This window comes from Lysinibacillus sp. FSL K6-0102 (assembly GCF_038003545.1).
In the GTDB taxonomy this organism is placed as follows: Bacteria; Bacillota; Bacilli; order Bacillales_A; family Planococcaceae; genus Lysinibacillus; species Lysinibacillus capsici.
Genome location: NZ_JBBOPH010000001.1, coordinates 1,033,906 through 1,056,860, shown reverse-complemented (window position 1 = coordinate 1,056,860; position 22,955 = coordinate 1,033,906). Strand labels below are relative to the sequence as shown.

Sequence of the window (22,955 nt, the reverse complement as noted above, 5' to 3'; positions counted from 1 at the left end):
CTTATTTATTGTCCGTACCATATATACACAACTACGAAAGCAGCGACATTCCAATATTTCCAAATTTTATATCCTGTGGGTACGTACATTGAATGATTCATATTTAGTACGTTTTTAATAAATTTAATTCAACATTCTCTTTGTAGCATAAACAAAAGCAGTACACGTTTTGTGCACTGCTTTCTTTACGGAATAGCAAAGTAGCATGTAATTATTCTACTGAAATAATATATGGATATAACCCTTGTTTACCATCAAATAATTCAACTTCTACATCCGGATAGTTCTCTTCTATGAAAGCTACCAACTCAGAGGCAGCTTGTTCAGTTGTATCTTCACCATAAATGACTGTTACAATCTCAGCATCTTCATTAACTAAATCCTTAATTACTTTTTCAGCTGCATCCTTTAGTGCTGGTGTAGAAAGGACAATTTTTCCTTCTGCCAATGCCATAAAATCATCTTTGTGAATTTCAACACCATCAATAGATGTATCACGCACTGCATAGGTAACTTGACCTGTCTTCACATTTGTTAATGCTTCTGACATTGTTTTTTTATTTACATCAACAGCTGCCTCTGGGTTAAACGCTAAAATCGCTGCCATTCCTTGAGGAATCGTCTTCGTAGGAACTACTGCTGCATCAATTTCTAATAGTTCAACCGCTTGCTCCGCTGCCATCACTATATTTTTATTATTCGGTAAGATTAATACTTTCTCTGCACCGATTTCTTGTACAGCCTTCACGATATCTTCAGTTGAAGGATTCATTGTTTGACCGCCTTCAATGACATAGGAAGCACCGATAGAGCGCAATAATTCTGCCACACCTTCACCCATAGCAATCGTTACAATAGCATATGGATGTTTTTCTACTTTTTTAGCAGGCGTAGGGGCTTTATGTTCCTCGCCAACGATTGCTGAATGCTGCTCACGCATATTATCAACTTTAATTTTTATAAGACTACCGTATTTTTGGCCAATTGATAGAACAGAACCTGGTTGCTCGGAATGGATATGAACCTTCGCAATTTCCTCATCTGAAATAACAAGTAAAGAATCACCTAAAGGGTTTAATTCATTACGGAATTGTTCTTCATTAAAAGGTTCTTTTCCTTCTTCTAAGCGTACCATTATTTCTGTACAGTAACCAAATTCAATATCAGCAGTGTTCATGAAATCTTGGGCTCTATGATGTTCTGCATTGATTAAATCATCTAGCGTCGCATCATTTTTCTCCGGAAGAGCCTCCCCCTTTAAGGAAGCTAAAAATCCTTCATACACAAATAGTAAGCCTTGACCACCACTATCTACCACACCAACTTCTTTTAAAACAGGCAGTAGGTCAGGTGTACGATCCAACGATGCCTTTGCCTCTGCTGTAAAAGCTTCCATTACGGCAATGATATCGTTTTCAGTTTCTGCTACTTCTACACCTTTTTTCGCAGCTTCACGTGCCACCGTTAAAATTGTTCCTTCTACTGGCTTCATAACAGCTTTATATGCCGTATCAACACCCGCTTGGAATGCTCCAGCAAAGCCCTTTGCATCAATTGTTGACTCCTTCTCAATAAACTTCCCAAAACCACGGAATAACTGAGATAGAATGACGCCTGAATTCCCACGCGCTCCCATTAACAAGCCTTTTGATAATGCCTGTGCTGTTTTACCAATATGCTCTGAAGCAGCATGCTCTGTTTCCTTTGCACCAGATGTCATCGATAAGTTCATATTTGTACCTGTATCACCATCTGGAACGGGGAAAACATTTAATGAATCTACATAATTTGCATTTTGGTATAGGTGATGCGCCCCCATTTGTACCATTTCAGCAAACTTTATACCGTCTAAAGACTGCATTCGATTTAGTTCCTCCTCTTAATTCGCTACACGAACGCCCTGTACAAAGATATTGACAGATTTTACGCTCATACCTAATGTTTTATCTACTGTATATTTCACTTTCGATTGTACTTGATAAGCCACTTCCGAAATTTTTGTCCCGTAACTAACAATAATGTACATATCTATATGTAAATCGTCGTCCTGTTGTCGAATTACAACACCTTTTGCGAAGTTTTCTTTACGTAAAATATCAGTTAGACCATCACGAATTTGATGTTTAGATGCCATGCCAACAATACCGTAGCATTCTACAGCAGCTCCACCAGCAATTTGTGCAAGTACATCTGTTGAAATATCAATTTGGCCGAATTCATTGTTTAATTCAATTGACATAGAAATGCCCCCTTGGCTCTTTTTGACTAAACTATATTGTAACACTTTCGTTATAATTTAAGCAACCTAAGGGGGTATTGAAGGGCTTTGTAGCAACGTTTTCTGACTTCAAATAGACGCATTTGCTTCTTCATCAAAAATTGCCATTTTGCAGAAATAGTTATTTCGTCCGTTTTGCTTTGCCAAATATAGCGCTTGGTCAGCTAATTCACAACATGTTTGTAAATGCTCATATTTTGCGATTTTAGCTTGACACATTCCAATACTAACAGTAACTTGTTGGGCAATAGTAGATTGTAAATGCGGTATATTAAGTTGTCGAATTTCTTCTAAGATTTCTTCACATACAGGTTCAGCAACCTTATGAGTATGCTGGCTTATCATAACAAACTCCTCGCCACCCCAACGGGCAACAAATGCATTATACTTCCCTGCAATTTCCTCCAATAGAGATGCGACTTTGACAATTGCTGCATCTCCCTGCAAATGACCATAATAATCATTAAATTTTTTAAAGCAATCAATATCAATCATTATGACTGTTAAAGGTTGTGTTTGATAAAGTTGCTGTCCGATCTTATTCAATTTTTGGTTAAATGCACGTCGATTAGGTAGATTCGTTAAAGAATCTTTTAATGCTTGCTCTGCTAATTCATTATTTTTAATAGCCAACAATTCTGATAGTCGCTTCGTTTTAGTCATTTCCTCATTCAATAAAATATGCTGGGTATGGATTTGTTTACGAACCTTATAGGTCTGATATTGAATCATTACACCAATAGGTATTAATAATGACATGGGTAATATAATTTTTATATTTTCACTCGATATTCCAGCACTCATATATGCACTCACAATAATGGCTGATGCAGAAAGCAAAATAATCCAGACAATTTTTCGTAAAGGTAACGCGAATACTGTACAAATAATGATTAAAATAACCTCATAGAGTGCTGCATGACGGAAAAAGTAAACATCCAATACCGATATCGCAGTAATCAAAAGCATTATTGTGTAAATATAAACAACAACCAACCGTTCATACTTCTGTATATTAACAGGAGTAATATGAATTCGCTTTTCTCGGATAAACAATAATACTGCAACATCTATATAAAACATAGCGATATGAATGGCAATATAGACGGGAACCATGGCTCTTTCCGCCTTCACAAAAAATACCTCTCCATAATGTATTAACGAAATAATGACTGATACATACATGAGTGTCCAAGCAACTATTCTCATCCCTTTTAAATTCGACTGAACCATTTCTTCGCGAATAGAAAAAGCTAATTTTTCTTGATTTTCCATCATGCTCTCTCCTAATGCCCACTTTCAAATAATTATAATGTCCTATATGTATCGTCATGATAACGAAAAATACAAGTCAATCTAAATTTTTCTGATAAATAAAAAAGTTGATACCTTTATAGCATCAACTTTTTACATTGTATTCAATTAAATATCGAAAAATTTATTTGGCTAAAATAGACTTTTAATAAGCGTGTCAATCATAACAGGCATCTCTTTAAACGCACTATCCACATGCAATCGTTCTGTTTTTTGATGGGCATCCTTACCAAATGGACCGACATTTAAGACAGGACCTTGTAATGCCGCCATCTCTTTGAATGGAATATGATACGTATCGCCCCATACAGGTGTGTTCCGTTCAAATGCTAGCCACTCATTGGATGCATCTGAATAATTGACATAGCTTAAATCACAAATTCCATTAAAGTAGTGGATCTGCTCCACCTCAATATCAAATGTTTGAGCTGTTTGCTTCATTAATTCAATCGACTGTTTCACTAATGGATGGTTGGATGAATTAATGGCTGGATAGTAAGGTGGTGCATATAACAGAACTGTGGCAGGTGCTAATTCCTGACAGCGAATCATGAGCTGATCCACAATACGAATGGATTTTTCACGATCATCCCATGCAGGATGCTGCTGAACCTGGTGCTTAATCGCTTGTACTTCCTCAGCTCCTAACTTATGGATCGCATGCTCCAATAATGCCTCGTAGCGTAAGACCTTTACCTTGCCCACACCCTGAACATTTTCGCGTGTACAAATGTCCTGATAGTGCGCATTGCAAGCAGCCATTGCCTGTAACGCAACTTCCTCAAAAATAGCCATCACCTCAGCCGCTGTACGTTTTAACAAAAAGACATTGTAAAGTGCCGCCGCACGGTATGGTGTTTGTGTAGAATACTCCATTTTTAAATCTTTTAATTGTAGAGAGACGGGTAGTGGTGTGCTTTCGCCTAAATCTGTTTCACGGAAAAGGGGATTCCACTCCATATGCTGTGTCATATAGGAAGCGATAAAGGGAGCCGTCATCCCTTTTAATGGCTCACCAACATGTGTCTCTTTTCCGTAGAACAAAGCAGCAGGCATGATTTTACCAATTGTACCTGAATAAATATATTCATTCGTATCCGAAGGCCCTTGTGAAAACGATGGCTCACTATTTAAAAATAATTTATAGGTTAAGCCATGCTGTTCCCGCAGTCTCACCAGTTCCACAACAGCCGCTCTCATACCAGCAGAGTTGACTTCCTCATCAGGAACCGTTGTTAAAATCAAATTAATCGGCCATTGCTCAAAGCTTGCCTTTTCAATCAACTGCATGTGTAAGGCAAGACCCATTTTCATATCCATTGTGCCGCGTCCAAATAAATAATTCCCAGACGCCAAATCAATGCGAGCTGCCTCTGGTAAATCTTTTAGGTATTTAGGTTCCATTAGCTTTTTCGTTAGTTCTTCTGGAGAAAAGGCTAACGGCTCTAGTTCACCATATTCCTCTGTATGCACGGTATCGAAGTGACTGATTAACACAACGGTTTCAGTTGCGGTTGGATGCTTATAGAAGGCTGTCACTGCATTTCTGCCAAGTCCTGCATCATGTAATTCAATCAAGTCTGGGTGCTTTTCAAAATATTGAAGCGTTAACAATTTATCTTTTAGTCGAAAGGCAAATTTATTTTCACCCTCCGTTAATGTTCGGCTTTCCCAGCTCACAAGTTCACATAATAGGGCACGTAGGTTTTCGGGTGTATCCCACATAAAAGTATTCATGATTTTTTCTCCTTTTACTCCCATTCGTTAGAGGTACGATTAACGAACTTCTAGTGTTTCTTCACTTTTGCTATCTGTAGCAGCAGTCGCCGCTTTCTTTAATTTCAATTGATAAAAAATCATACAGGCAATAAAGAAGCCAATCCCGTATAGTAAACCAATCCTTTGCGTTGGATCAAACGCTAAAAATACTAAAATTAAAACACAAAAGATTATACAAAATACTGGAATCAACGGGAATAGTGGTGTTTTAAATTTTAGATCAGCCACATTTCCTCCTGACTTCACATAGCGATAACGGAACATTAACTGAGAAGCACATATCCCCATCCATGAAATTGTGACAGATATACCTGCTACCGACATTAGTAATACAAATACAGCATCAGCTTCCATTACACTAGTTAATAAAGATAAAAGTGAGAATACCATCGTAAAAATAAGCGCATTTAAAGGTACTTTATTTTTCGTTAATCGACCAAATAACTTGGGCGCCATCCCCTCTTGTGACATGGAAAATAATAAACGTGTTGATGCATATAAACATGAATTACCAACTGATAAAATAGCTGTCAAAATAACAAAGTTCATGATACCAGCTGCATATGGTACACCAGCTAAATTCATTAACGTGACAAATGGACTTTCCATAAGCCCAAGCTCTGATGCTGGAAATATTGCAGATAATACAATAATGGAAGCAATATAGAAAACGATGATTCTAAATAGAATTGTACGAATCGCTCTAGGAATATTTTTTTCAGGGTTCTCGGTCTCCCCTGCTGCAATACCCACTAGCTCTGATCCCTGATAAGAAAAAATTACATTCATCATTGTGACAAAAATAATCGTAATACCTGCTGGGAATAAACCAGAAGGTGCTAAATTTGTGAGATGTGGAGTAGGACGATCTGCTAATGGAATTAAACCAAAGATTGCTGCTCCACCAATAATGATAAATGCAATCACTGCAACAACTTTTATACTAGCAAACCAGAACTCTGCTTCAGCAAAGCCCTTCGTTGTTAAAGCATTTAAGACAAATAAAAGAACCATAAACACAGCACACCATATCCAAATTGGTACACTTGGAAACCAATGCTGCATTAAAATACCTGCAGCCGTAAATTCAACGCCTGCTGTGGCAGCAGATCCAACAAAATACATCCAACCTAATGAAAAACCGGCTGAAGGACTAATGAAACGTGTTGCATATGTTTGGAAAGAACCTGTAACAGGCATGTAAACAGCCAATTCCCCTAGACAATTCATGACCATAAACAAAATTAAGCCACCAAATAAGTAACCAATCAGTGCACCGCCGGGTCCTGCCTGGTTAATGGTATAGCCTACATTTAAAAATAAGCCTGTTCCAATAACACCCCCAAGTGAAAGCATTAACAAGTGACGACTTTTCATCGAACGCTTTAATTGATTATTGTGAAGCTGATCCCCTTTATTCAACATCCATCCCTACTTCCCATATAATGTAAAAATATTAAATATTCTGATATTTTAAGAATGAAAGTACCCAATCAATTTTCTCTTTTAAATTGATTGGGTATTGTTAGATTTACTTAAAAACGTAATGATAAACAGCTTAAACCACCATCGTGTTTTCTAAATTCAGACATATCAAGTTCAATTGTTTGATAGCCAAGGTCCAGTAATTTACGATTTGTTTCTGGATAGCCAGCTGGAATAATAATATAATCATTTACTTGAATACAGTTAGCTGAATATTCATCCTCTTTAGGAATCACGATTTTTTCGTAAGATTCAAATGCAGGATGATCGACAAATTCACCAGCTAGCACCATACGATTTTCCCCAACATAGGCAATACCAGTTTTTAAATGGAAGAATTCTTTTAATGGAATAATAGTTGCTTCATAACCTTCTTGTTCAACAATCTCTTTAAATTGCTGAGCGCCTTCTTCATTTGTGCGCTCTGAGATCCCTACGTAAAACTTTTTCTCTGCTTGTAGTACATCTCCACCATCAAGTGTTCCAGAACCTTTAATATAGTAAATTTTTTCATAGAATTGCTTTACAGCTGGTTCGATTTCTTCAATTTCGCGGTTACGAGCTGCTGCTCCAGGATTCGAGATAATAGCAAATTCAGGCGTTAATACAGCTGTATCCTCTACAAATGTTGAATCTGGAAATGCTTCATTTGCTGGTAATTGTGTAACTTCTACACCGCATTTTTTTAAAGCTTCTACATAATGTTCATGTTGTTCAAATAATTTTTCTAAAATCGGCTTTCCTAAATCACTAGTTGTTAAACCGTTTACAAAACTATTACCTGGATTTTTAACAATAACATTTTTAAACATATTCATCTTCTCCTTTATCCTCTTACTACTGGGCAAGTTAGGCAAGTCGGCCCACCTGTTCCTTTAACAGTAATTTCATCGCCTTTATATTCGTACACCGTTGCTCCAGCATCAAGTAGCTGTTGCTTTGTTTCTTTGTTGCCTTGAGGAATCACACATACCCTTGGTGCAAGCGCTAAAACATTACAGCCTAACGAATCGTATTCATCTTTAGGTACTTCTACTAGCTGGATGCCACGCTCAATTAGCAGTTGTCTGAAAAATACTGGCATTAAACGCGAATGCACAACAGCTAAATCTCGGTCTACCATACTTATGAAAGACATTAAATGTAAACATTCAGCTTCACCAAGATCATGTGGTAGTTGTACAACTATAAATTCATCTACCATATCGGCTGTCATTTCCTTTAACTGACGAATGGCTTCATCGTTTGTTCGATAACCTCTACCCACAACGAGCGTTCGATCATCTAGCCAAACAATATCTCCACCGTCTGAAACTGCCTCTCCAGTAAGTTCACCAATTATTGGTATACCTTTTTGCCGTAAAAAGTCCTTGTATACTGCTGCTTCTGGTTGTCTTAATTTTTTGCCTGATTTCAGTATTATGGCACCATTTGGAGTGAATTTAACTGGATCATGTGCATAAAGAGAATCTAATCCTACTTCATCTGCTATAGGCAGATATTCAATAGTCTCAACATACTTTCCAAGAATCCCAATAAATTCAGCGTATTCGCTTAGAGCTTCTTCATAATTAGGCTCAGATAAGTAGTTAAATGTTTTCCATTCCTCACTAAGATGTGTCTGGCTTCGGAAAGCATCTTTTGGATCTTTTACAATAACATGTTTCAAAGGCGCATACATTGATGAACAATAATGCATTCCTTTCACCCCATTTCCGTGTAGTGGAAAACGTTTCCGTTAAGAGGAAAGTTTATATGAAGAATATATTCGTTTTATGCTATACTGTCAATATATTTAGAAAACTTTTATTTTTCTTTTAATCTAGATTGCGTTCACCCTTGGAAAAAATGCTATCGTTTATTAAAGAAGCCTCTTAAAGGATCCTTTTGTAGCTTTCGTGAATTAAAATAAGCATTTGTTTAGACTTCTGATTTGTACGGGAATATTGGAACTAGACGTAGATGGAGAATAAAAATAAAATAGGATGAAGGGAGGTGGGACAAATGCAATTATTAGAGCGGGCGATGACAATTGCCAAGGTTTTAGCAGCTGATGCAAACGACAGTAGCTTGTCCATTTCAGAGCTTTCTACAAAATGCGATTTACCGCTAAGTACTTTACATAGAATTTTAAAAGCCATGATTAAACAAGGGATGATTGAGCAAGATGAACAGACTAAATATTATCGGCTTGGAACCATATGGATGGAACTTGGCTTACAGGTGTATGATACGATGGATTATATTAGCAAAATCAGACCTGAGTTAGAACGATTAGCCAGGGAGGTTGAAGAAAGCGTTTATTTAAGTAAACCAGCTGGATTAGATACGATTATTATAGAACGGATAGACAGTGCAGCTAATCCGATTCGTATTTATGATCAGTTGGGTATTCGCATTCCTATGCATATCGGAGCGGCCAATAAGGCCATACTTGCCTCAATGTCAGCGCTACAATCCAAAGAAATTCTAGAGCAACTAGTAACTAAAGATGAAATGGCCGAATTAGAGGAGCAGCTTCACCAAATTCGACAACAAGGCTATGCAATAAGTCATGGAGAACGAACTGCAGGTACTTCCTCCATTGCTGTCTCTGTTTTAGATGGTTTTGGTGAAGTGATAGGAGCAGTCAGTATTGGTTTTGTAAACTTTAATGTCTCTCAAGATCATATTAATACATTGATTGAGCGATTAGTTGATACTGGTAGACGTGTATCGCTGAAACTTGGTTATCGAGGAAAAGGATAGGAGAACTATTCCCCATTAAACTTCTCTACTTTTCATAAATGTTTTATGTCTGTAAAGGTTTTTTTCTTGAAAGGTTATGTGAAAACTGTTGCACTGAACGCCATCGTATGTTAAATTATTATGGTATGTGAAATACCGAACTGAAATAATAATCTTTCAGCATCAACAGTAAGGAGGGAATACAACATGCCAAAACAATGTGTAATCACTGGACGTAAAGCTCGTACTGGTAACAACCGTTCCCACGCTATGAACGCTAACAAACGTACTTGGGGTGCTAACCTTCAAAAAGTTCGTATCTTAGTTGACGGTAAACCAAAACGTGTATGGGTTTCTGCTCGTGCATTAAAATCAGGTAAAATCGAGCGCGTTTAATCGCTGCTTCTAAAAAATCGATTTCGCATTGAGCGCAATCGATTTTTTTCTTGATTAGTATTCTAGAAGAAAGTAAAAAATCCGACTAACACTAGTCGGATTTTTTTACTTTCTTATCTTTTTTAAATAGGTTAATACACGTACGCGTGATACTACTCACGAATTTCGGCAATTGGAACGTATATACTTTCAGGACTCTCTCCCCCTTACGCTAATCTATGCTTCTTATCATTAAACATATGCCTTGCGAGAAAGATATAGACCCTGAAGTTCCTATTATTTCATTACTTGTAAATCGAGATGTTCCTAAGGTAATTTCCTCATTCGTTGTTTCATATTTTACTTGTCGTAATGTTACACCTTGAATAGGCTCCTCGTGAGCAAAAAAAGACAAGTATCGGTATCGATCATCTGCATTAATTGTATGTGTACCTGGTAGTAAAAATTGCAACATATTAGTATGATTGATTATCTTTAACTCAATTTGAGGATGCTCTTTTTGTAACCGATAAATAGAACGAACAGCTGCCTCGTAATGATCTAAACGCCCACCCGTCACACCTGTCAAAATAATTTCTTGTGGTGCAAACGTATAGGCTTTAAGCAAAGCTAAATCCGTGTCTGTTTCATTTTTCTCTTCTTGAAAACGTTGTTGATCATTGGTTTGTGCCATTACTTGTCGATATTCTTCATCCGTTAAAGAATCAAAATCACCAACAATAGCATGGGGCGTAATTCCTTGCTCAATTAAATATAAAGCGCCACGATCAGCCCCGATAAACACAACATCCTGTTGTTGCTGAAACGATGAAAATGAACAAAGCTCATTTTTTGGACCACCTGCACAAACAACGACTGTCGTCATCCTTTAATCGCTGCCTCACCAGCTAGTAAAATCTCTTGAAGAGCAGCTGTTCGATCTTCTTTACTATAGATAGCTGACCCAGCTACAAAAATTGTCGCTCCAGCCTGTGCACATGGCACAATTGTTTCAGCAGTAATACCACCATCAATTTCAATGGCAATATCTAAGCCTCGCTCCTTAATTATTGTTGATAATGCTTCAATTTTAGGTACAACAGAATGAATAAATTTTTGTCCACCGAATCCAGGATTAACAGTCATTAATAATACAATATCAATATCTTCTAAAATGTGTTGAATTGATTCTATCGGTGTATGTGGATTTAATACGACACCCGCTTTTACACCAAAAGAACGGATTAATTGAATTGTTCGATGTAAATGACGACATGCTTCTACATGTACTGTAATATAATCTGCTCCAGCTTTTGCGAACTGTTCAATATACTGATCTGGATTTTCTATCATTAAATGCACATCTAATGGTAACTTCGTTAATGGACGGATAGCATCCAATACAATGGAACCAAATGAGATATTCGGTACAAAGTGACCATCCATTACATCAATATGAATAAGTTGTGCACCTGCTTGCTCTACTTCCTTTACTTCTTCACCTAACTTTGCAAAATTTGCTGCTAAAATTGATGGTGCTATTTGTATCATCATTAATACCTCGGCTTTCGATCCATAATTTCTTGCATAAATTGTTCATAATGCTTGTAGCGGTAGTCTCGAATTTCCCCTGCTTCTACTGCTGCCTTTACTGCACATTTTGGCTCTTTCAAATGTAAGCAACCTCTAAATTTACAATCATCCGCTACTCTAGCCATTTCAGGAAAACATACACCTAATTCTTCTTTCTCAATTTCGTCAAAATCAAAGGAACTAAATCCAGGCGTATCTGCCAATAAACCGTCACAGACCTCTATCAGTTCAACATGACGAGTAGTATGTTTACCCCGTCCTAAGCTTTGGGATATAATACCCGTTTTTAAGTTCAACTCTGGAATGAGCGTATTAAGCAAAGTTGATTTCCCAACGCCCGATTGGCCAGCTAAAACGGTGGTTTTTCCCTTTAAAATAGGACGTAACCGTTCTACTAATTCTTCTTCATCTTTATATGTTTGCAAAACTGTATAGCCCATGCTTTCATAATCTGCTATATAATTTTGTAATTCATCACGTTCATCATTTTCTAGCAAATCCATTTTTGTTAAACAAATAATAGGATGTACATGGAAGGATTCTAACACAACTAAAAATCGATCCAGTAAAATGGTATTGAAATTCGGTTCCTTTACAGAAAACACCAAAATACCTTGATCAATATTCGCAATTGGCGGTCGTACTAATTCATTTTGACGCTCAAAAATCTTTTGTATTGTCCCATCAGAGCCTTCAGTTTCCATTGTATACTCTACAATATCACCTACGAGTGGGGATTCGCCACGATTACGAAATACCCCACGTCCTCGACATTGAATCAGTTGATGTCCATCAAATACATAATAATAACCACTTAATGCTTTTCTTATTTGGCCTTGCGCCATCCAATTCCTCCTTAATCGACATCATTATAATTAACTTTGCCTTCTAAAATTATTTCTGAGTCACGAATTATTCTATAACTCGCATCTTTGCCATCTTCAATTGTAAGCTGAATGTTGTATGGCGTATCACTTAAAATTTCAAATACTTCAACAGGTTCAGACAATGTATGATTTTTATCTTGAATTTCAATTCGAATATTTTGAGCTATTCCCTCTTCTGTAGGTTTATACTCAATGACTACAGGAATGACACGTAGTTTATCGGGCTGTTTTGCTGGCCCTTTACTTATTACAACCGATATCATAGAACCTTCTTCTACCATAGTACCCGCTTTTGTCAATTGCGAAATTACACTGCCAGCTGGGATGGTTTCATGATGTTCTTCACGAGATATACGCCAATTGAGACCTGCTCTTTTCACATAGTCATCCATATCAGCTTTCGTATAATTTACAACATTTTCAACCCTTACCATTCTAACTCCTTGGCTAACTTTAAACGTGATTGTTTCTTCTTTCGCTACTACCTCAGAATTTGGTGGTATGCTTTGTTCAATAATTCTTCCTTCTGGCTCATTAGAAGGGACATCCTCTTTTATTACATCTTTATACTTTCCTTTTATTAAAGCTTCAACTTGACTATAATTTTGTCCAACATAATTATCAACAGTCGTCATCTCTACACCTAAACTAACGATTAAGTCTACCTCTGAGCCTTTTTCACGTAATGAATTTTTTGATGGGTCCGTTTCTATAACTTTCCCCTTCTCTATTTCCTCATGATTTCGCTCCTGATGCTCTTCACCAACAACAAATCCATCTGCTTCTAATTTTTTTGTCGCTTCCTCTATTGTTAAATTTGCTACATCTGGTATAGCCACTTTTTTCGGGCTAAATAAATCTTTTGCAAAAATAAAGAATAAGAAAATGACAACCGCTGCAATGAATAGTCCTGCAACATATTTGGGCCAATTTTTCTTCTTTCCCTTTACAGGAACTGGCTTTTCTACAGGCTTTTTAGGTTGTGGTTGAGAAGGTGCTTTAGCTTCCATAATCGGTTCAATAACTCTTGTTTTAGTTAGATCTTCGTCTTTTTTATGCATCTGCTCTTTAATGATGGGAATAGCTTTCGTTACATCATTATCCACAGGTATGACAAATTTGGGATCGTTGATTCTAGATGGTGTTAGTACGGTTTCCAAATCTTCATACATTTCTTCCACTGTAGTATAACGATGGGATGAATCTTTGGCAGTAGCCTTTAATACTACATTTTCCAAGCTTTGGGGAATCGTTGCATCAAAAGCACGGACAGAAGGCGTTTCGGCTTGTAAATGCTTAAGTGCTATTGAAACAGCAGATTCACCAGAAAATGGAAGTTCACCTGTTAATAATTCATATAACACAATACCGAGTGCGTAAATATCTGATTTGTTTGTAGCTGTACCGCCGCGAGCTTGCTCTGGTGATAAATAATGGACTGTACCAAGCACAGAATTTGTTTGAGTAAATGATGTAGCACTTAACGTCATGGCAATACCAAAATCCGTAATTTTCACATTACTTTCCGCATCCATTAATATATTTTGCGGTTTAATATCACGGTGGATAATATGGTTTTCATGGGCATTAGCAATGGCAGACGTTAATTGCTTCATAATATGCACACTTCTAGCAGGAGAAATTGGTGCAAATTCTTGTATGTACTGCTTTAATGTTTTTCCTTGAACATATTCCATCACAATATAGTGTAGATCTCCATCGTCACCTACATCATAAACACTAACAATATTTGGATGTGTAAGACTTGTAGCAGACAGTGCCTCACGTTGAAAACGTCGATGTAATTCATCCTCATTGGAAAAATCATAGCGTAATATTTTAATGGCTACATCACGATTTAAAATCATATCGTGTGCTAAATAAACATTGGACATACCTCCGCCACCAATGAGTTCTAAAATTTTATAACGGTCACTAATTCTTTTACCTACAAGCATTCTTACACCTCCTCATCCTTTTTTGTTAATAGCACGAGGGAGATATTGTCTTCTCCCCCGCTGGCATTTGCTAATTCTACAAGTTTACGTCCCTTTTCCTTAATGGAGTCTGGATACGTAATTATCGATGCCATTTCATAAACAGTTAGTTTATTGCTTAATCCATCTGAACAAATGAGTAAATACGATTCTGATGCTAAATCTACTTCATAAAAGTCTGGTTCGATTGTGTCCTCTGTCCCAACCGCTTTTAAGATGAAATTTTTCTTTGGATGTGTCAAAGCCTCTTCTTCGCTTATCTCACCATTTTCGACCAAGACGTTCACATATGAATGATCTCTTGTTATTTGTTGTGCACCATCTTCAAAGAAATAATACACACGACTGTCTCCCACATGTGCAATGAAGCAATGTTGTTCTTCGATTAACACTGCAATAAATGTCGTGCCCATTCCTTTACAGTCTTCATGTGATAAAGAATAGTCATATATTGTTTTATTCAATTGCTTAACTGTTTGTAATAACCATTCTTTTTTTGATGTTGTGGATACAAAATGATGTGTGTCTGCCTGTAAAAAAAAGGATTCCATTTGTTTAATTGCCATATCACTTGCTACATCACCAGCATTATGACCACCCATGCCATCCGCTACAAGTGCTAGTGCAAGCCCATCTGGACGTTTAAAGAATGCAGCACGGTCCTCATTAATGGATCGTTTTAAACCAATATCACTTTCGACTGTGTATTCCAATACTGGTCACCTCGTTTCTTCAGATCTCTCTTGTGCACGTAATTGACCACACGCAGCAGCGATATCTGAACCTTGCTCTCGGCGGATCGTTACGTTAATACCATTTTTCTTTAATGTTTTTTCAAAAGCAAAAATTTGACTACGAGATGTACGAACATAATCACGTTCTGGTACATAGTTTACAGGAATTAAGTTGACATGACATTTAATTCCTTTAATTAAAGCAGATAGTTCCTCTGCTATTTCTACTGAATCATTTTCACCAGACATCAGCCCATACTCGAAACTCACTCGTCGACCTGTTTTTTTTGTATAGTATCGCACAGCTTCCATTAATTCTTCCAATTTATAAGCACGGGCAATTGGCATTAGCTTTTGACGTGCTTCTTGGTTTGGCGCATGCAGAGAAACGGCAAAGTTAATTTGTAATTGTTCATCCGCAAACTGGTAAATTTTAGGGACAATACCCGATGTTGAAACTGTGATATGACGTGCTCCGATATTTAAACCTTTTTCATGATTGATCACTTTTAAGAAGTTCATCATTGCATCATAGTTATCGAAAGGTTCACCAATACCCATAATGACAATATGAGATACTCGCTCGCCCAATTCATCTAATGTTTGCTGCACTTTGACAACTTGCTCCACAATTTCCCCTGCTAATAAATGTCGCTTCAAACCACCTAAAGTGGATGCACAAAACGTACAGCCAATTCGGCAGCCTACTTGTGTTGTTACACAGACAGAATTTCCATATTCATGGCGCATTAAAACAGTTTCTATTGAATAGCCATCTTGTAATTGGAATAAAAATTTAATGGTACCATCTTTAGATTCTTGTTTAATAATGGTTGATAGTGTGGATAATGCAAAATTTGCAGTTAGTTTTTCGCGTAATCCCTTTGAAAGGTTTGACATTTCTTCAAATGTCTTTACACGTTTATTATACAGCCAGTCAAAAATTTGAGCAGCACGGAAAGGCTTTTCGCCATTTTCCTTTAGCCATTCTTCTAATTGATGAGGTTGTAACGAATAAATGGATTCTTTTAAATTTGGCTTTTCTTTTTTTACACGTCGAACGGGCTTTTCTTCTGCTTCTTCGACTAAATCGTTAATACGTTCATTAAATTTCTCTTGATCCACCATTAGTTGGATTCTCCTTTTTTACGAAAGGCGGCGACAAAGAAACCGTCACTGCCAAAGTCTTGTGGAAAGACTTGAAGCATGCCATTAGCTTGCTTTTCCGCTAATTTTGTTGGTAAAGATTCTAGTTGTATAGCTTCCATTTCTGGATGTGCTGTTAAAAAGGCTTTCACAGTGCCTTCGTTTTCTTGTATGTCTACTGTACACGTACTGTATACAAGCTTACCATCTGTTTTCAAAACTTTCGTTGCTGCATCTAGTAAAGCTAATTGGATTTTTTGAAGACTTTCTAAATCTTCTTCTCGCTTTGTATATTTAATATCTGGTTTACGTCGCATAACTCCTAGTCCACTACATGGTGCATCGACTAAGATAGCATCAAAAGACGCTGCTTGTAAAAATTCCGGTGCTTTCCGTCCGTCTATTGGGGCTGTTTCAACAATATCAAGCCCTAGACGCTCTGTATTATGGTCGATTAAATCTAATTTATGTGGATGAAGGTCTGTTGCTAAAATAGACCCTTCATTTTTCATTATTTCGGCAATATGTGTTGTTTTTCCACCAGGTGCCGCACACATATCCAAGACACGCATACCTGGAGTTGGATTTAGCACATTAGCAGGTATCATTGAACTTTCATCCTGAATAGTAATCATACCTTCTTTGAAGGCTTTTGTACGAGCTGGTTGACCGTTTGTAATGTATAAGCACTCTGGTATAACGTCGCTTTGATTAGCCGTTAATCCTTCTGCCTCTAACTTGGCAATTGCTTGCTGAACAGTTGCTTTTGTCGTATTAACACGCACAGTCTGCACAGGCGGTCTATTATTTTCATGCAACATTTCAGTCGCTACTTCAAGACCATAGTTCTCAACAAATCTTTGAACTAACCACATTGGATGACTTGTTTCTATTGAAAGGCGCTCAATTGGATCTGCTATGTCATCTGTTGAAGGGACTCCACTCCGTAACACGGATCTTAATATGCCATTGACCATAGAAGCGATTCCACGATGCCCTCGACGCTTGGCAATTTCTACTGCTTCGTTTACTGCAGCGTGTGGAGGGATACGTGTTAAATAATGGATTTGATACAACGAAATTCTTAATAACCAGCGAACCCAATGATCAATTGAACCACGAATAAATGGCTCTAAGTAATAATCAAGTGTCATTTTATGCTGTAAAGTTCCATACGTTATTTCAGTCAATAAAGCACGATCTTTTGCTTCAATTTTATGTCGTTTAATTGTTTCATTTAGCAATAAGTTGCTATAAGCCTGATTTTTATCAACTGCTAATAGAATTGACAATGCGGCATCTCGTACATTGCCATCCCAAATCACTACACTTTTTTTACTCATTTAAATTGGTCCCCAATCTGTAATTTAGAACCTGTCCCACGTAAATATTCCTCTGCGGTCATGCGCTTTTTACCAGCTGGTTGCACATCATATAATGCTAAAGTTGTCCCGTTGCCAGCTGCTACCTCAAAATGATCTTTATCAATGGCAACCACTGTACCTGGATTAGCCTCATGCTTACTTTTGCCAATCGTTGCCCACCAAATTTTAAAATTACCATCCTCAAAAGTAGTATAAGCAACAGGCCATGGATGAAGACCGCGCACTTGATTGTATAAAGTAATAGCATCGTTGGTCCAATCAATTCGTTCTTGTTCCCTTGAAATATTACTTGCAAAGGTAACTTGTGCTTCATCTTGAACTGTACGGTTATTTGTACCATTTATAATAGAAGGAAGTGTTTCCTTAAGTAATTCACAGCCAACCATACTTAGCTTATCAAAAAGTCCACCAGTATGATCATCTTCTTCAATAGGGATCGCTTTTTGAGAGATAATATCTCCCGCATCAAGCTTTTCTGCCATATACATGATTGTTACTCCTGTTTCTTTTTCACCATCCATGACGGCTTGGTGAATCGGAGCCCCTCCACGATATTTTGGTAATAGGGAGGCATGGACATTAATGCAGCCTAGAGCCGGTGCATCTAATAATTCTTTTGGTAGTATCTGTCCAAATGCTGCTGTTATTACTAGATCAGGCTGTAAAGCAAGAATCTGCTGTAACTCCTCGGAGCCACGCAATTTTTCAGGTTGAATAATTGGCAAGCCAAGTTCCAAAGCCGTTGCCTTTACTGGCGGCGGTGTTAATACTCGCTTACGCCCAACTGGACGATCTGGTTGTGTTACAACTGCTTTAATAGTATATCCTTCATCATGTAGCATACGCAAAATAGGTGCGGAGAAGTCAGGTGTCCCCATAAAAACGATAGATGTCATTTTATTCCTCCTCTTCAGCGTACATTTCTTCTAGTTCTTCTGCTGTGACAATACGCTTGATTTTTGAATCGAAAAGCACACCATCTAAATGATCAATTTCATGTAAAATCGCACGGGCATCAAAGCCACCTGCCTCTAATTCATAAACACGTCCTTCACGATCACATGCTTCAATTTTGACATAACTAGGACGTTCCACTTCTCCATATAACCCTGGAAAGCTCAAGCATCCTTCAATATCTACTTCTGCTCCGTCCGTTTCAACGACAGTTGGATTAATCATTTCTAAAATATCACGTTCTTCACCTAGTTCAACAATTGCTACCCGTAACCCTACGTCTATTTGTGGTGCCGCAATTCCAACGCCATCATATTCCACCATAGTGTCATATAAATCATCAAGTAATGTAATAATTTCATCATTAATTTCTGTCACTTCAGCACACGGTGTGGATAGTACTTTTGCAGGATTTTCAATTACTTTTTTTATAGCCATTATTATTTCCTCATTTCTGCTTTAAAGCTAGTGCACTAGCTAATTGATACTTTTATTAAAAATCGTGCTATTATTACACGCTAACTATATAGTAGACGGATCTAAATCTACCGTCATTAATATTCCTTGTTTAATCCACTCTGCTCTATACATAGCAAGTAAACGTTGTAAAACGGGAATTAGATTTGGTTCAATTTTATATTTTATCAAACATTGATAACGATATCTATTTTGGAGACGAGCAATACTCGCAGTTGTTGGTCCTATTATTGCTACTTGATTCGATAAGTTCCCTCGTAACCAATCAGCCACTCGACCAGCATATTCAGCAGCCATCATGACATCTTCATGGGATAATTGAATAAGAGCTACAAAATAATAAGGTGGATAGTTTGATCTGCGACGTAAAAACATCTCACGTTCATAAAATGGTTCATACTCTTGTGTTTTAGCTAATTCAATTGCGTAATGCTCAGGTGTATACGTTTGAATGATGACTTCCCCTAGCTTGTCATGTCTCCCAGCTCGGCCACTTACCTGTGTTAATAGCTGAAATGTTCGCTCTGCTGCGCGGTAATCAGGTAAATGTAAGGATGTATCAGCACTAAGTACACCGACTAGCGTAATATTTGGAAAATCCAGACCCTTTGCGATCATTTGAGTACCCAGCAAAATATCTGCATGCCCTGCCCCAAATGTCTCTAATATTTCTTCATGTGCCCCTTTATGCTTCGTAGTATCTACATCCATACGTAATACTCTTGCCTCAGGAAACAACTTATACAGCTCCTCTTCCACCTTTTGTGTACCTGTACCAAAATAACGAATATGATCACTTTGACATTGTGGACATATTTGTGGAACATGTTCCTCGTAACCACAATAATGACATTTCAATTTTTCAGTTGTTCGATGATAGGTTAATGAAATATCACAATTTGGACATTGGACAACTGTTCCACAATCTCGACAAAGTACAAATGATGAATAGCCACGACGGTTTAAAAACAGCACCATTTGTTCTTTTTTCTCAAGTCTTAAACGGATTGCTTCTATCAGTGATTGGGAAAACATCGAACGATTACCTTGTCTCAGCTCTTCACGCATATCTGCAATAAAAACAGTCGGCAAAGCCTGATGTAAAGCACGGTGTTTTAAGGAGAGTAGCTTATATACTCCCTTTTTAGCTCTTGCAAATGATTCTAATGCTGGTGTTGCACTCCCTAAAATAATAGGACAGTTATAAAATTCGCTACGCCAGATGGCTACATCTCTTGCATGATAACGCGGTGAATCTTCTTGCTTATAAGTTGATTCATGTTCTTCATCCAATATAATAAGCCCTATATTCGTAAAAGGAGCAAAAATAGCTGAACGAGCTCCAACTACGACCTTCACTTTGCCTTGTTGGATTTTACGCCATTCATCATATTTCTCCCCTACAGATAATCCACTATGCATCACAGCAACCATCTCACCAAAGCGACTGCGGAATCGTTCGGTCATTTGTGGAGTTAAAGAGATTTCAGGTACCAACATAATGGCTTCTTTTCCTTCTTCTAATACCTTTTGAATAGCCTGCAAATAAACCTCTGTTTTACCACTTCCTGTTACACCATGTAATAAAAAGGTTTGCGCTATTTGCTGGTCCATAGCTGTAGTAATAGCTTGGAGAGCAACCTGCTGCTCACTCGTTAATTGTAAGGCATGTGTACGTGAAACTTCCTTCGTAAATGGATCACGAAATACTTCCTCTTGAATAAATTGAGCAGCTCCTTTATCAATTACTGCCTCTAAAACTGAAATAGAGACCCTTGCTTCGTCACAAATTTGTTGGGGAGTAAAAATCTCTCCTAAGTGTTGGCACATCCATTGCAGTAATAGCCGTTGTTTAGCTGCTCTGGATGATTGCTCTAAAGCACGTTCAATAAGTTGTTGGTCTGCTGTTATTTGAACCATTCGAATTTCTTTCACATTTCCCTGTTGCTTCACAACATTTTCGATTGAAACAATGTTTTCTGCAACCAATTGCTTCAAAAGGGGTAGTAAACCTGCTCGCTCAAATTCTTTAAAATTTGCTCGTTGACGCTTCCCGAATATAGCCTGTACCTCTAGTGGCAATTGTTGACCTTGTTGTAGCTTAATCATTTTTTCATACTTGGCTCGAAGTGCAGATGGTAACATCACTTGCAAGGCATCTATTTCATAGCAAATCGTATCGTTCTTCAACCACTTCGCCATTCGCAACATCTCTTCTGTCAGGACTGGCTCCATATCTAAAATTTGATTGATTGCCTTTAGTTTATTTAACGGTACATCTGTTTCTTTCTTCAATCCAACAACAAAACCCAGGACATTCCTTGGACCAAATGGCACTTTAACACGACTTCCTAACTCGATAACACTAATCCATTCTACAGGTACTTGATAATCAAATGGACGGTCTACATGGTAAGTAGAGACATCTACAATGACCTCTGCTATCAAGAAGCTCATTGTTCCTCACCCTTTATAATATATGACCATAATGTCTGAGCAAAAAGTTGTGGGTTAATTGTAGCCAAAAACTGTCCGTTAAGCTGCGCTTTTTCACTAAAATCAATCCATCTCTCAGAAAGTATATTAAGCATTGGAGTTCCTTGCACTTTTTGTCCGAAAGTGATCGCTTTTATACCTTCTACCGAAATGATCGGCGTTTCCTTTATAGTCGGCACATTTGCTGCATGGATCAATATTGCCTGAGGATATTGGATTTTATAAGCCTCCAGTTGCTGTATAGCATCAAACAAATTAGAATTTTCTATTTCAATTACATGTGCGCCTAGCATTCTTGCTTCATGTGCTAAAGCTCGGCCCATGGCTCCAGTTGCCTGTGGACTAATTACATGCTGTTCATCCAATGGTACATGTAGGGCACCTGCAGTCACTATAACTGTTTTACCTGTTAGTGGTGTAGTTTTTCCCGAAAAAAAATCTTGAACAAGTGCAGTGATTTTTTCTGGCTCCTCTAGACGGCCCTTCCCGACATAGCCACATGCTAAAAAGCCTTCGGAAGGCTCAATAAATTTGTAGCCATCAGCTGATAGCCTATCCAAATTACGTTTTACCGCTGGATGGTCGTACATGTGTACATTCATGGCTGGTGCAATCCATACAGGTGCTGTCGTAGCAAGCAGGGTTGTTGTGATCATATCATCTGCTATACCATTGGCCATTTTTCCTATTATATTTGCTGTAGCGGGCGCTACTAAAATTAAATCAGCCCAGTCTGCTAAGTCTATATGAGCAATCACACTTGAATCTTTTTCATCAAACGTGTCAAAATAAACATCATTTTTGGACATCACTTGAAAACTTAATGGATTTACAAACTGTCTAGCAGAGGCTGTCATGATGACTTTTACATTGGCTCCTGCTTGTGATAGCTTGCTTACGAGTGCCACAGCTTTATATACGGCAATCCCGCCTGAAACACAAAGTAAAATATTTTTATTCATGCTAGGTGTCGTCCTTTCAAATGATAAGCTCCCAAAGAAGGATTCCCTGGGAGCTTTCGGCATTCTGTATAATTAAAATCTACTGCTAATTAGACTAGCATGCATGTAAACATAGTAAAGCTCTTTACATGATGTTAGATTTCGTCCTCATACACAGTTGACTCATCCTGTGATACTTTCGTAAGTACACCTGCCGCTACTTCTTCAAGTGCTTTCCCAACATATTTATGGGAAACATACTTGTGTAAGCGTTCTGTGTCTTGCTCTTCTTGCATTTGGCGAGCACGTTTAGAAGCAAGGCTCACTAATGAATATTTTGAATCGATTTCCTTTTTTAAAGCGTCTACTGATGGGTATAGCATTGTT

22 protein-coding genes are annotated in these 22,955 nt (G+C 37.7%); 2 read left to right on the top strand and 20 right to left on the bottom strand.

The features are described 5' to 3' along the window. Window positions 1-211: 211 nt before the first annotated feature. The 7 genes from NYE73_RS04905 to NYE73_RS04875 all read right to left on the bottom strand — a co-directional run bounded on the left by NYE73_RS04905 (window position 212) and on the right by NYE73_RS04875 (window position 8,555). Entirely contained in the window at window positions 212-1,861 is a 1,650-nt protein-coding gene (locus tag NYE73_RS04905) for a DAK2 domain-containing protein (protein ID WP_259951096.1), read from the bottom strand. A gap of 18 nt (window positions 1,862-1,879) precedes the next feature. Next, on the bottom strand, window positions 1,880-2,239 hold the full coding sequence (locus NYE73_RS04900) for an Asp23/Gls24 family envelope stress response protein (protein ID WP_004269431.1): 360 nt from the start codon (window positions 2,237-2,239) through the stop codon (window positions 1,880-1,882). A 108-nt stretch (window positions 2,240-2,347) separates the two neighbouring features. Then, on the bottom strand, window positions 2,348-3,553 hold the full coding sequence (locus tag NYE73_RS04895; RefSeq protein WP_066037826.1) for a GGDEF domain-containing protein: 1,206 nt from the start codon (window positions 3,551-3,553) through the stop codon (window positions 2,348-2,350). A 171-nt stretch (window positions 3,554-3,724) separates the two neighbouring features. Then, window positions 3,725-5,329: a M20/M25/M40 family metallo-hydrolase gene (locus tag NYE73_RS04890; RefSeq protein WP_315055174.1), complete on the bottom strand. Its 1,605-nt coding sequence runs from the start codon at window positions 5,327-5,329 to the stop codon at window positions 3,725-3,727. 39 nt (window positions 5,330-5,368) lie between these two features. After that, a complete protein-coding gene (locus NYE73_RS04885) occupies window positions 5,369-6,796 on the bottom strand; it encodes an amino acid permease (RefSeq protein WP_054549887.1) in 1,428 nt (475 codons plus the stop codon). A 110-nt stretch (window positions 6,797-6,906) separates the two neighbouring features. After that, on the bottom strand, window positions 6,907-7,668 hold the full coding sequence (locus NYE73_RS04880; protein WP_082148185.1) for a dimethylarginine dimethylaminohydrolase family protein: 762 nt from the start codon (window positions 7,666-7,668) through the stop codon (window positions 6,907-6,909). Between the two features lie 14 nt (window positions 7,669-7,682). Continuing rightward, complete coding sequence (locus NYE73_RS04875) at window positions 7,683-8,555, bottom strand: dimethylarginine dimethylaminohydrolase family protein (RefSeq protein WP_054549885.1); 873 nt, start codon at window positions 8,553-8,555, stop codon at window positions 7,683-7,685. Window positions 8,556-8,860: 305 nt separating this feature from the next. Between NYE73_RS04875 and NYE73_RS04870 the strand changes: the two genes are divergently transcribed. Together NYE73_RS04870 and rpmB are read left to right on the top strand one after the other, a co-directional pair. Continuing rightward, window positions 8,861-9,604 (top strand): IclR family transcriptional regulator, encoded by a 744-nt coding sequence (locus NYE73_RS04870; RefSeq protein ID WP_048395357.1) that lies wholly within the window; start codon window positions 8,861-8,863, stop codon window positions 9,602-9,604. A 186-nt stretch (window positions 9,605-9,790) separates the two neighbouring features. Further along, a complete protein-coding gene (gene rpmB / locus NYE73_RS04865; protein WP_004227417.1) occupies window positions 9,791-9,979 on the top strand; it encodes a 50S ribosomal protein L28 in 189 nt (62 codons plus the stop codon). A gap of 91 nt (window positions 9,980-10,070) precedes the next feature. Here rpmB and spoVM read toward each other — a convergent pair whose 3' ends face one another. From spoVM to rpoZ, 13 genes are all read right to left on the bottom strand, one after another. Further along, the gene (gene spoVM / locus NYE73_RS04860; RefSeq protein WP_099805045.1) at window positions 10,071-10,172 is read right to left on the bottom strand and encodes a stage V sporulation protein SpoVM; all 102 of its coding nucleotides are present in this window, start codon (window positions 10,170-10,172) and stop codon (window positions 10,071-10,073) included. Between the two features lie 18 nt (window positions 10,173-10,190). Next, window positions 10,191-10,844 (bottom strand): thiamine diphosphokinase, encoded by a 654-nt coding sequence (locus NYE73_RS04855; protein WP_259950976.1) that lies wholly within the window; start codon window positions 10,842-10,844, stop codon window positions 10,191-10,193. Then, the gene (gene rpe, locus NYE73_RS04850) at window positions 10,841-11,509 is read right to left on the bottom strand and encodes a ribulose-phosphate 3-epimerase (protein WP_259950977.1); all 669 of its coding nucleotides are present in this window, start codon (window positions 11,507-11,509) and stop codon (window positions 10,841-10,843) included. Before rpe ends, NYE73_RS04855 begins: the two co-directional genes overlap by 4 nt. Window positions 11,510-11,511: 2 nt before the next feature. Next, complete coding sequence (rsgA, locus tag NYE73_RS04845) at window positions 11,512-12,396, bottom strand: ribosome small subunit-dependent GTPase A (RefSeq protein WP_048395362.1); 885 nt, start codon at window positions 12,394-12,396, stop codon at window positions 11,512-11,514. An 11-nt stretch (window positions 12,397-12,407) separates the two neighbouring features. Further along, on the bottom strand, window positions 12,408-14,396 hold the full coding sequence (pknB, locus tag NYE73_RS04840) for a Stk1 family PASTA domain-containing Ser/Thr kinase (protein ID WP_259950978.1): 1,989 nt from the start codon (window positions 14,394-14,396) through the stop codon (window positions 12,408-12,410). Between the two features lie 2 nt (window positions 14,397-14,398). Continuing rightward, window positions 14,399-15,148 carry a Stp1/IreP family PP2C-type Ser/Thr phosphatase gene (locus NYE73_RS04835; protein WP_054549883.1) on the bottom strand — a complete coding sequence of 250 codons (750 nt, stop codon included), beginning with the start codon at window positions 15,146-15,148 and terminating at the stop codon, window positions 14,399-14,401. Window positions 15,149-15,154: 6 nt separating this feature from the next. Continuing rightward, window positions 15,155-16,297 (bottom strand): 23S rRNA (adenine(2503)-C(2))-methyltransferase RlmN, encoded by a 1,143-nt coding sequence (rlmN, locus tag NYE73_RS04830; protein WP_048395368.1) that lies wholly within the window; start codon window positions 16,295-16,297, stop codon window positions 15,155-15,157. Beyond that, window positions 16,297-17,658, bottom strand: a complete 1,362-nt coding sequence (gene rsmB / locus NYE73_RS04825; RefSeq protein WP_259950979.1) for a 16S rRNA (cytosine(967)-C(5))-methyltransferase RsmB — start codon at window positions 17,656-17,658, stop codon at window positions 16,297-16,299. The genes rlmN and rsmB overlap by 1 nt, the downstream gene beginning before the upstream one ends. Beyond that, window positions 17,655-18,596, bottom strand: a complete 942-nt coding sequence (gene fmt, locus NYE73_RS04820; RefSeq protein ID WP_103117565.1) for a methionyl-tRNA formyltransferase — start codon at window positions 18,594-18,596, stop codon at window positions 17,655-17,657. Before fmt ends, rsmB begins: the two co-directional genes overlap by 4 nt. Window position 18,597: 1 nt before the next feature. Continuing rightward, on the bottom strand, window positions 18,598-19,092 hold the full coding sequence (gene def / locus NYE73_RS04815) for a peptide deformylase (protein ID WP_004227388.1): 495 nt from the start codon (window positions 19,090-19,092) through the stop codon (window positions 18,598-18,600). Between the two features lie 84 nt (window positions 19,093-19,176). Next, window positions 19,177-21,588: a primosomal protein N' gene (gene priA, locus NYE73_RS04810; RefSeq protein ID WP_081010998.1), complete on the bottom strand. Its 2,412-nt coding sequence runs from the start codon at window positions 21,586-21,588 to the stop codon at window positions 19,177-19,179. Further along, window positions 21,585-22,589, bottom strand: coding sequence for a bifunctional phosphopantothenoylcysteine decarboxylase/phosphopantothenate--cysteine ligase CoaBC (gene coaBC / locus NYE73_RS04805; protein WP_259950980.1), 1,005 nt, complete (start codon window positions 22,587-22,589; stop codon window positions 21,585-21,587). The genes priA and coaBC overlap by 4 nt, the downstream gene beginning before the upstream one ends. Window positions 22,590-22,723: 134 nt before the next feature. After that, window positions 22,724-22,951, bottom strand: coding sequence for a DNA-directed RNA polymerase subunit omega (gene rpoZ / locus NYE73_RS04800; RefSeq protein ID WP_004227380.1), 228 nt, complete (start codon window positions 22,949-22,951; stop codon window positions 22,724-22,726). Window positions 22,952-22,955: the final 4 nt, after the last annotated feature.

Bases quoted from the DNA above. Each gene is read 5' to 3' on its own strand.
- rsgA (WP_048395362.1), bottom strand. From the start codon at position 12,396: ATGGCGCAAGGCCAAATAAGAAAAGCATTAAGTGGTTATTATTATGTA.
- NYE73_RS04905 (WP_259951096.1), bottom strand. From the start codon at position 1,861: ATGCAGTCTTTAGACGGTATAAAGTTTGCTGAAATGGTACAAATGGGG.
- NYE73_RS04870 (WP_048395357.1), top strand. From the start codon at position 8,861: ATGCAATTATTAGAGCGGGCGATGACAATTGCCAAGGTTTTAGCAGCT.
- rpe (WP_259950977.1), bottom strand. From the start codon at position 11,509: ATGATACAAATAGCACCATCAATTTTAGCAGCAAATTTTGCAAAGTTA.
- rsmB (WP_259950979.1), bottom strand. From the start codon at position 17,658: ATGAGTAAAAAAAGTGTAGTGATTTGGGATGGCAATGTACGAGATGCC.
- NYE73_RS04875 (WP_054549885.1), bottom strand. From the start codon at position 8,555: ATGCATTATTGTTCATCAATGTATGCGCCTTTGAAACATGTTATTGTA.
- NYE73_RS04885 (WP_054549887.1), bottom strand. From the start codon at position 6,796: ATGTTGAATAAAGGGGATCAGCTTCACAATAATCAATTAAAGCGTTCG.
- fmt (WP_103117565.1), bottom strand. From the start codon at position 18,596: ATGACATCTATCGTTTTTATGGGGACACCTGACTTCTCCGCACCTATT.
- rlmN (WP_048395368.1), bottom strand. From the start codon at position 16,297: ATGGTGGATCAAGAGAAATTTAATGAACGTATTAACGATTTAGTCGAA.
- NYE73_RS04890 (WP_315055174.1), bottom strand. From the start codon at position 5,329: ATGAATACTTTTATGTGGGATACACCCGAAAACCTACGTGCCCTATTA.
- NYE73_RS04855 (WP_259950976.1), bottom strand. From the start codon at position 10,844: ATGACGACAGTCGTTGTTTGTGCAGGTGGTCCAAAAAATGAGCTTTGT.
- pknB (WP_259950978.1), bottom strand. From the start codon at position 14,396: ATGCTTGTAGGTAAAAGAATTAGTGACCGTTATAAAATTTTAGAACTC.
- rpmB (WP_004227417.1), top strand. From the start codon at position 9,791: ATGCCAAAACAATGTGTAATCACTGGACGTAAAGCTCGTACTGGTAAC.
- priA (WP_081010998.1), bottom strand. From the start codon at position 21,588: ATGAGCTTCTTGATAGCAGAGGTCATTGTAGATGTCTCTACTTACCAT.
- NYE73_RS04900 (WP_004269431.1), bottom strand. From the start codon at position 2,239: ATGTCAATTGAATTAAACAATGAATTCGGCCAAATTGATATTTCAACA.
- rpoZ (WP_004227380.1), bottom strand. From the start codon at position 22,951: ATGCTATACCCATCAGTAGACGCTTTAAAAAAGGAAATCGATTCAAAA.
- NYE73_RS04880 (WP_082148185.1), bottom strand. From the start codon at position 7,668: ATGTTTAAAAATGTTATTGTTAAAAATCCAGGTAATAGTTTTGTAAAC.
- NYE73_RS04895 (WP_066037826.1), bottom strand. From the start codon at position 3,553: ATGGAAAATCAAGAAAAATTAGCTTTTTCTATTCGCGAAGAAATGGTT.
- def (WP_004227388.1), bottom strand. From the start codon at position 19,092: ATGGCTATAAAAAAAGTAATTGAAAATCCTGCAAAAGTACTATCCACA.
- coaBC (WP_259950980.1), bottom strand. From the start codon at position 22,589: ATGAATAAAAATATTTTACTTTGTGTTTCAGGCGGGATTGCCGTATAT.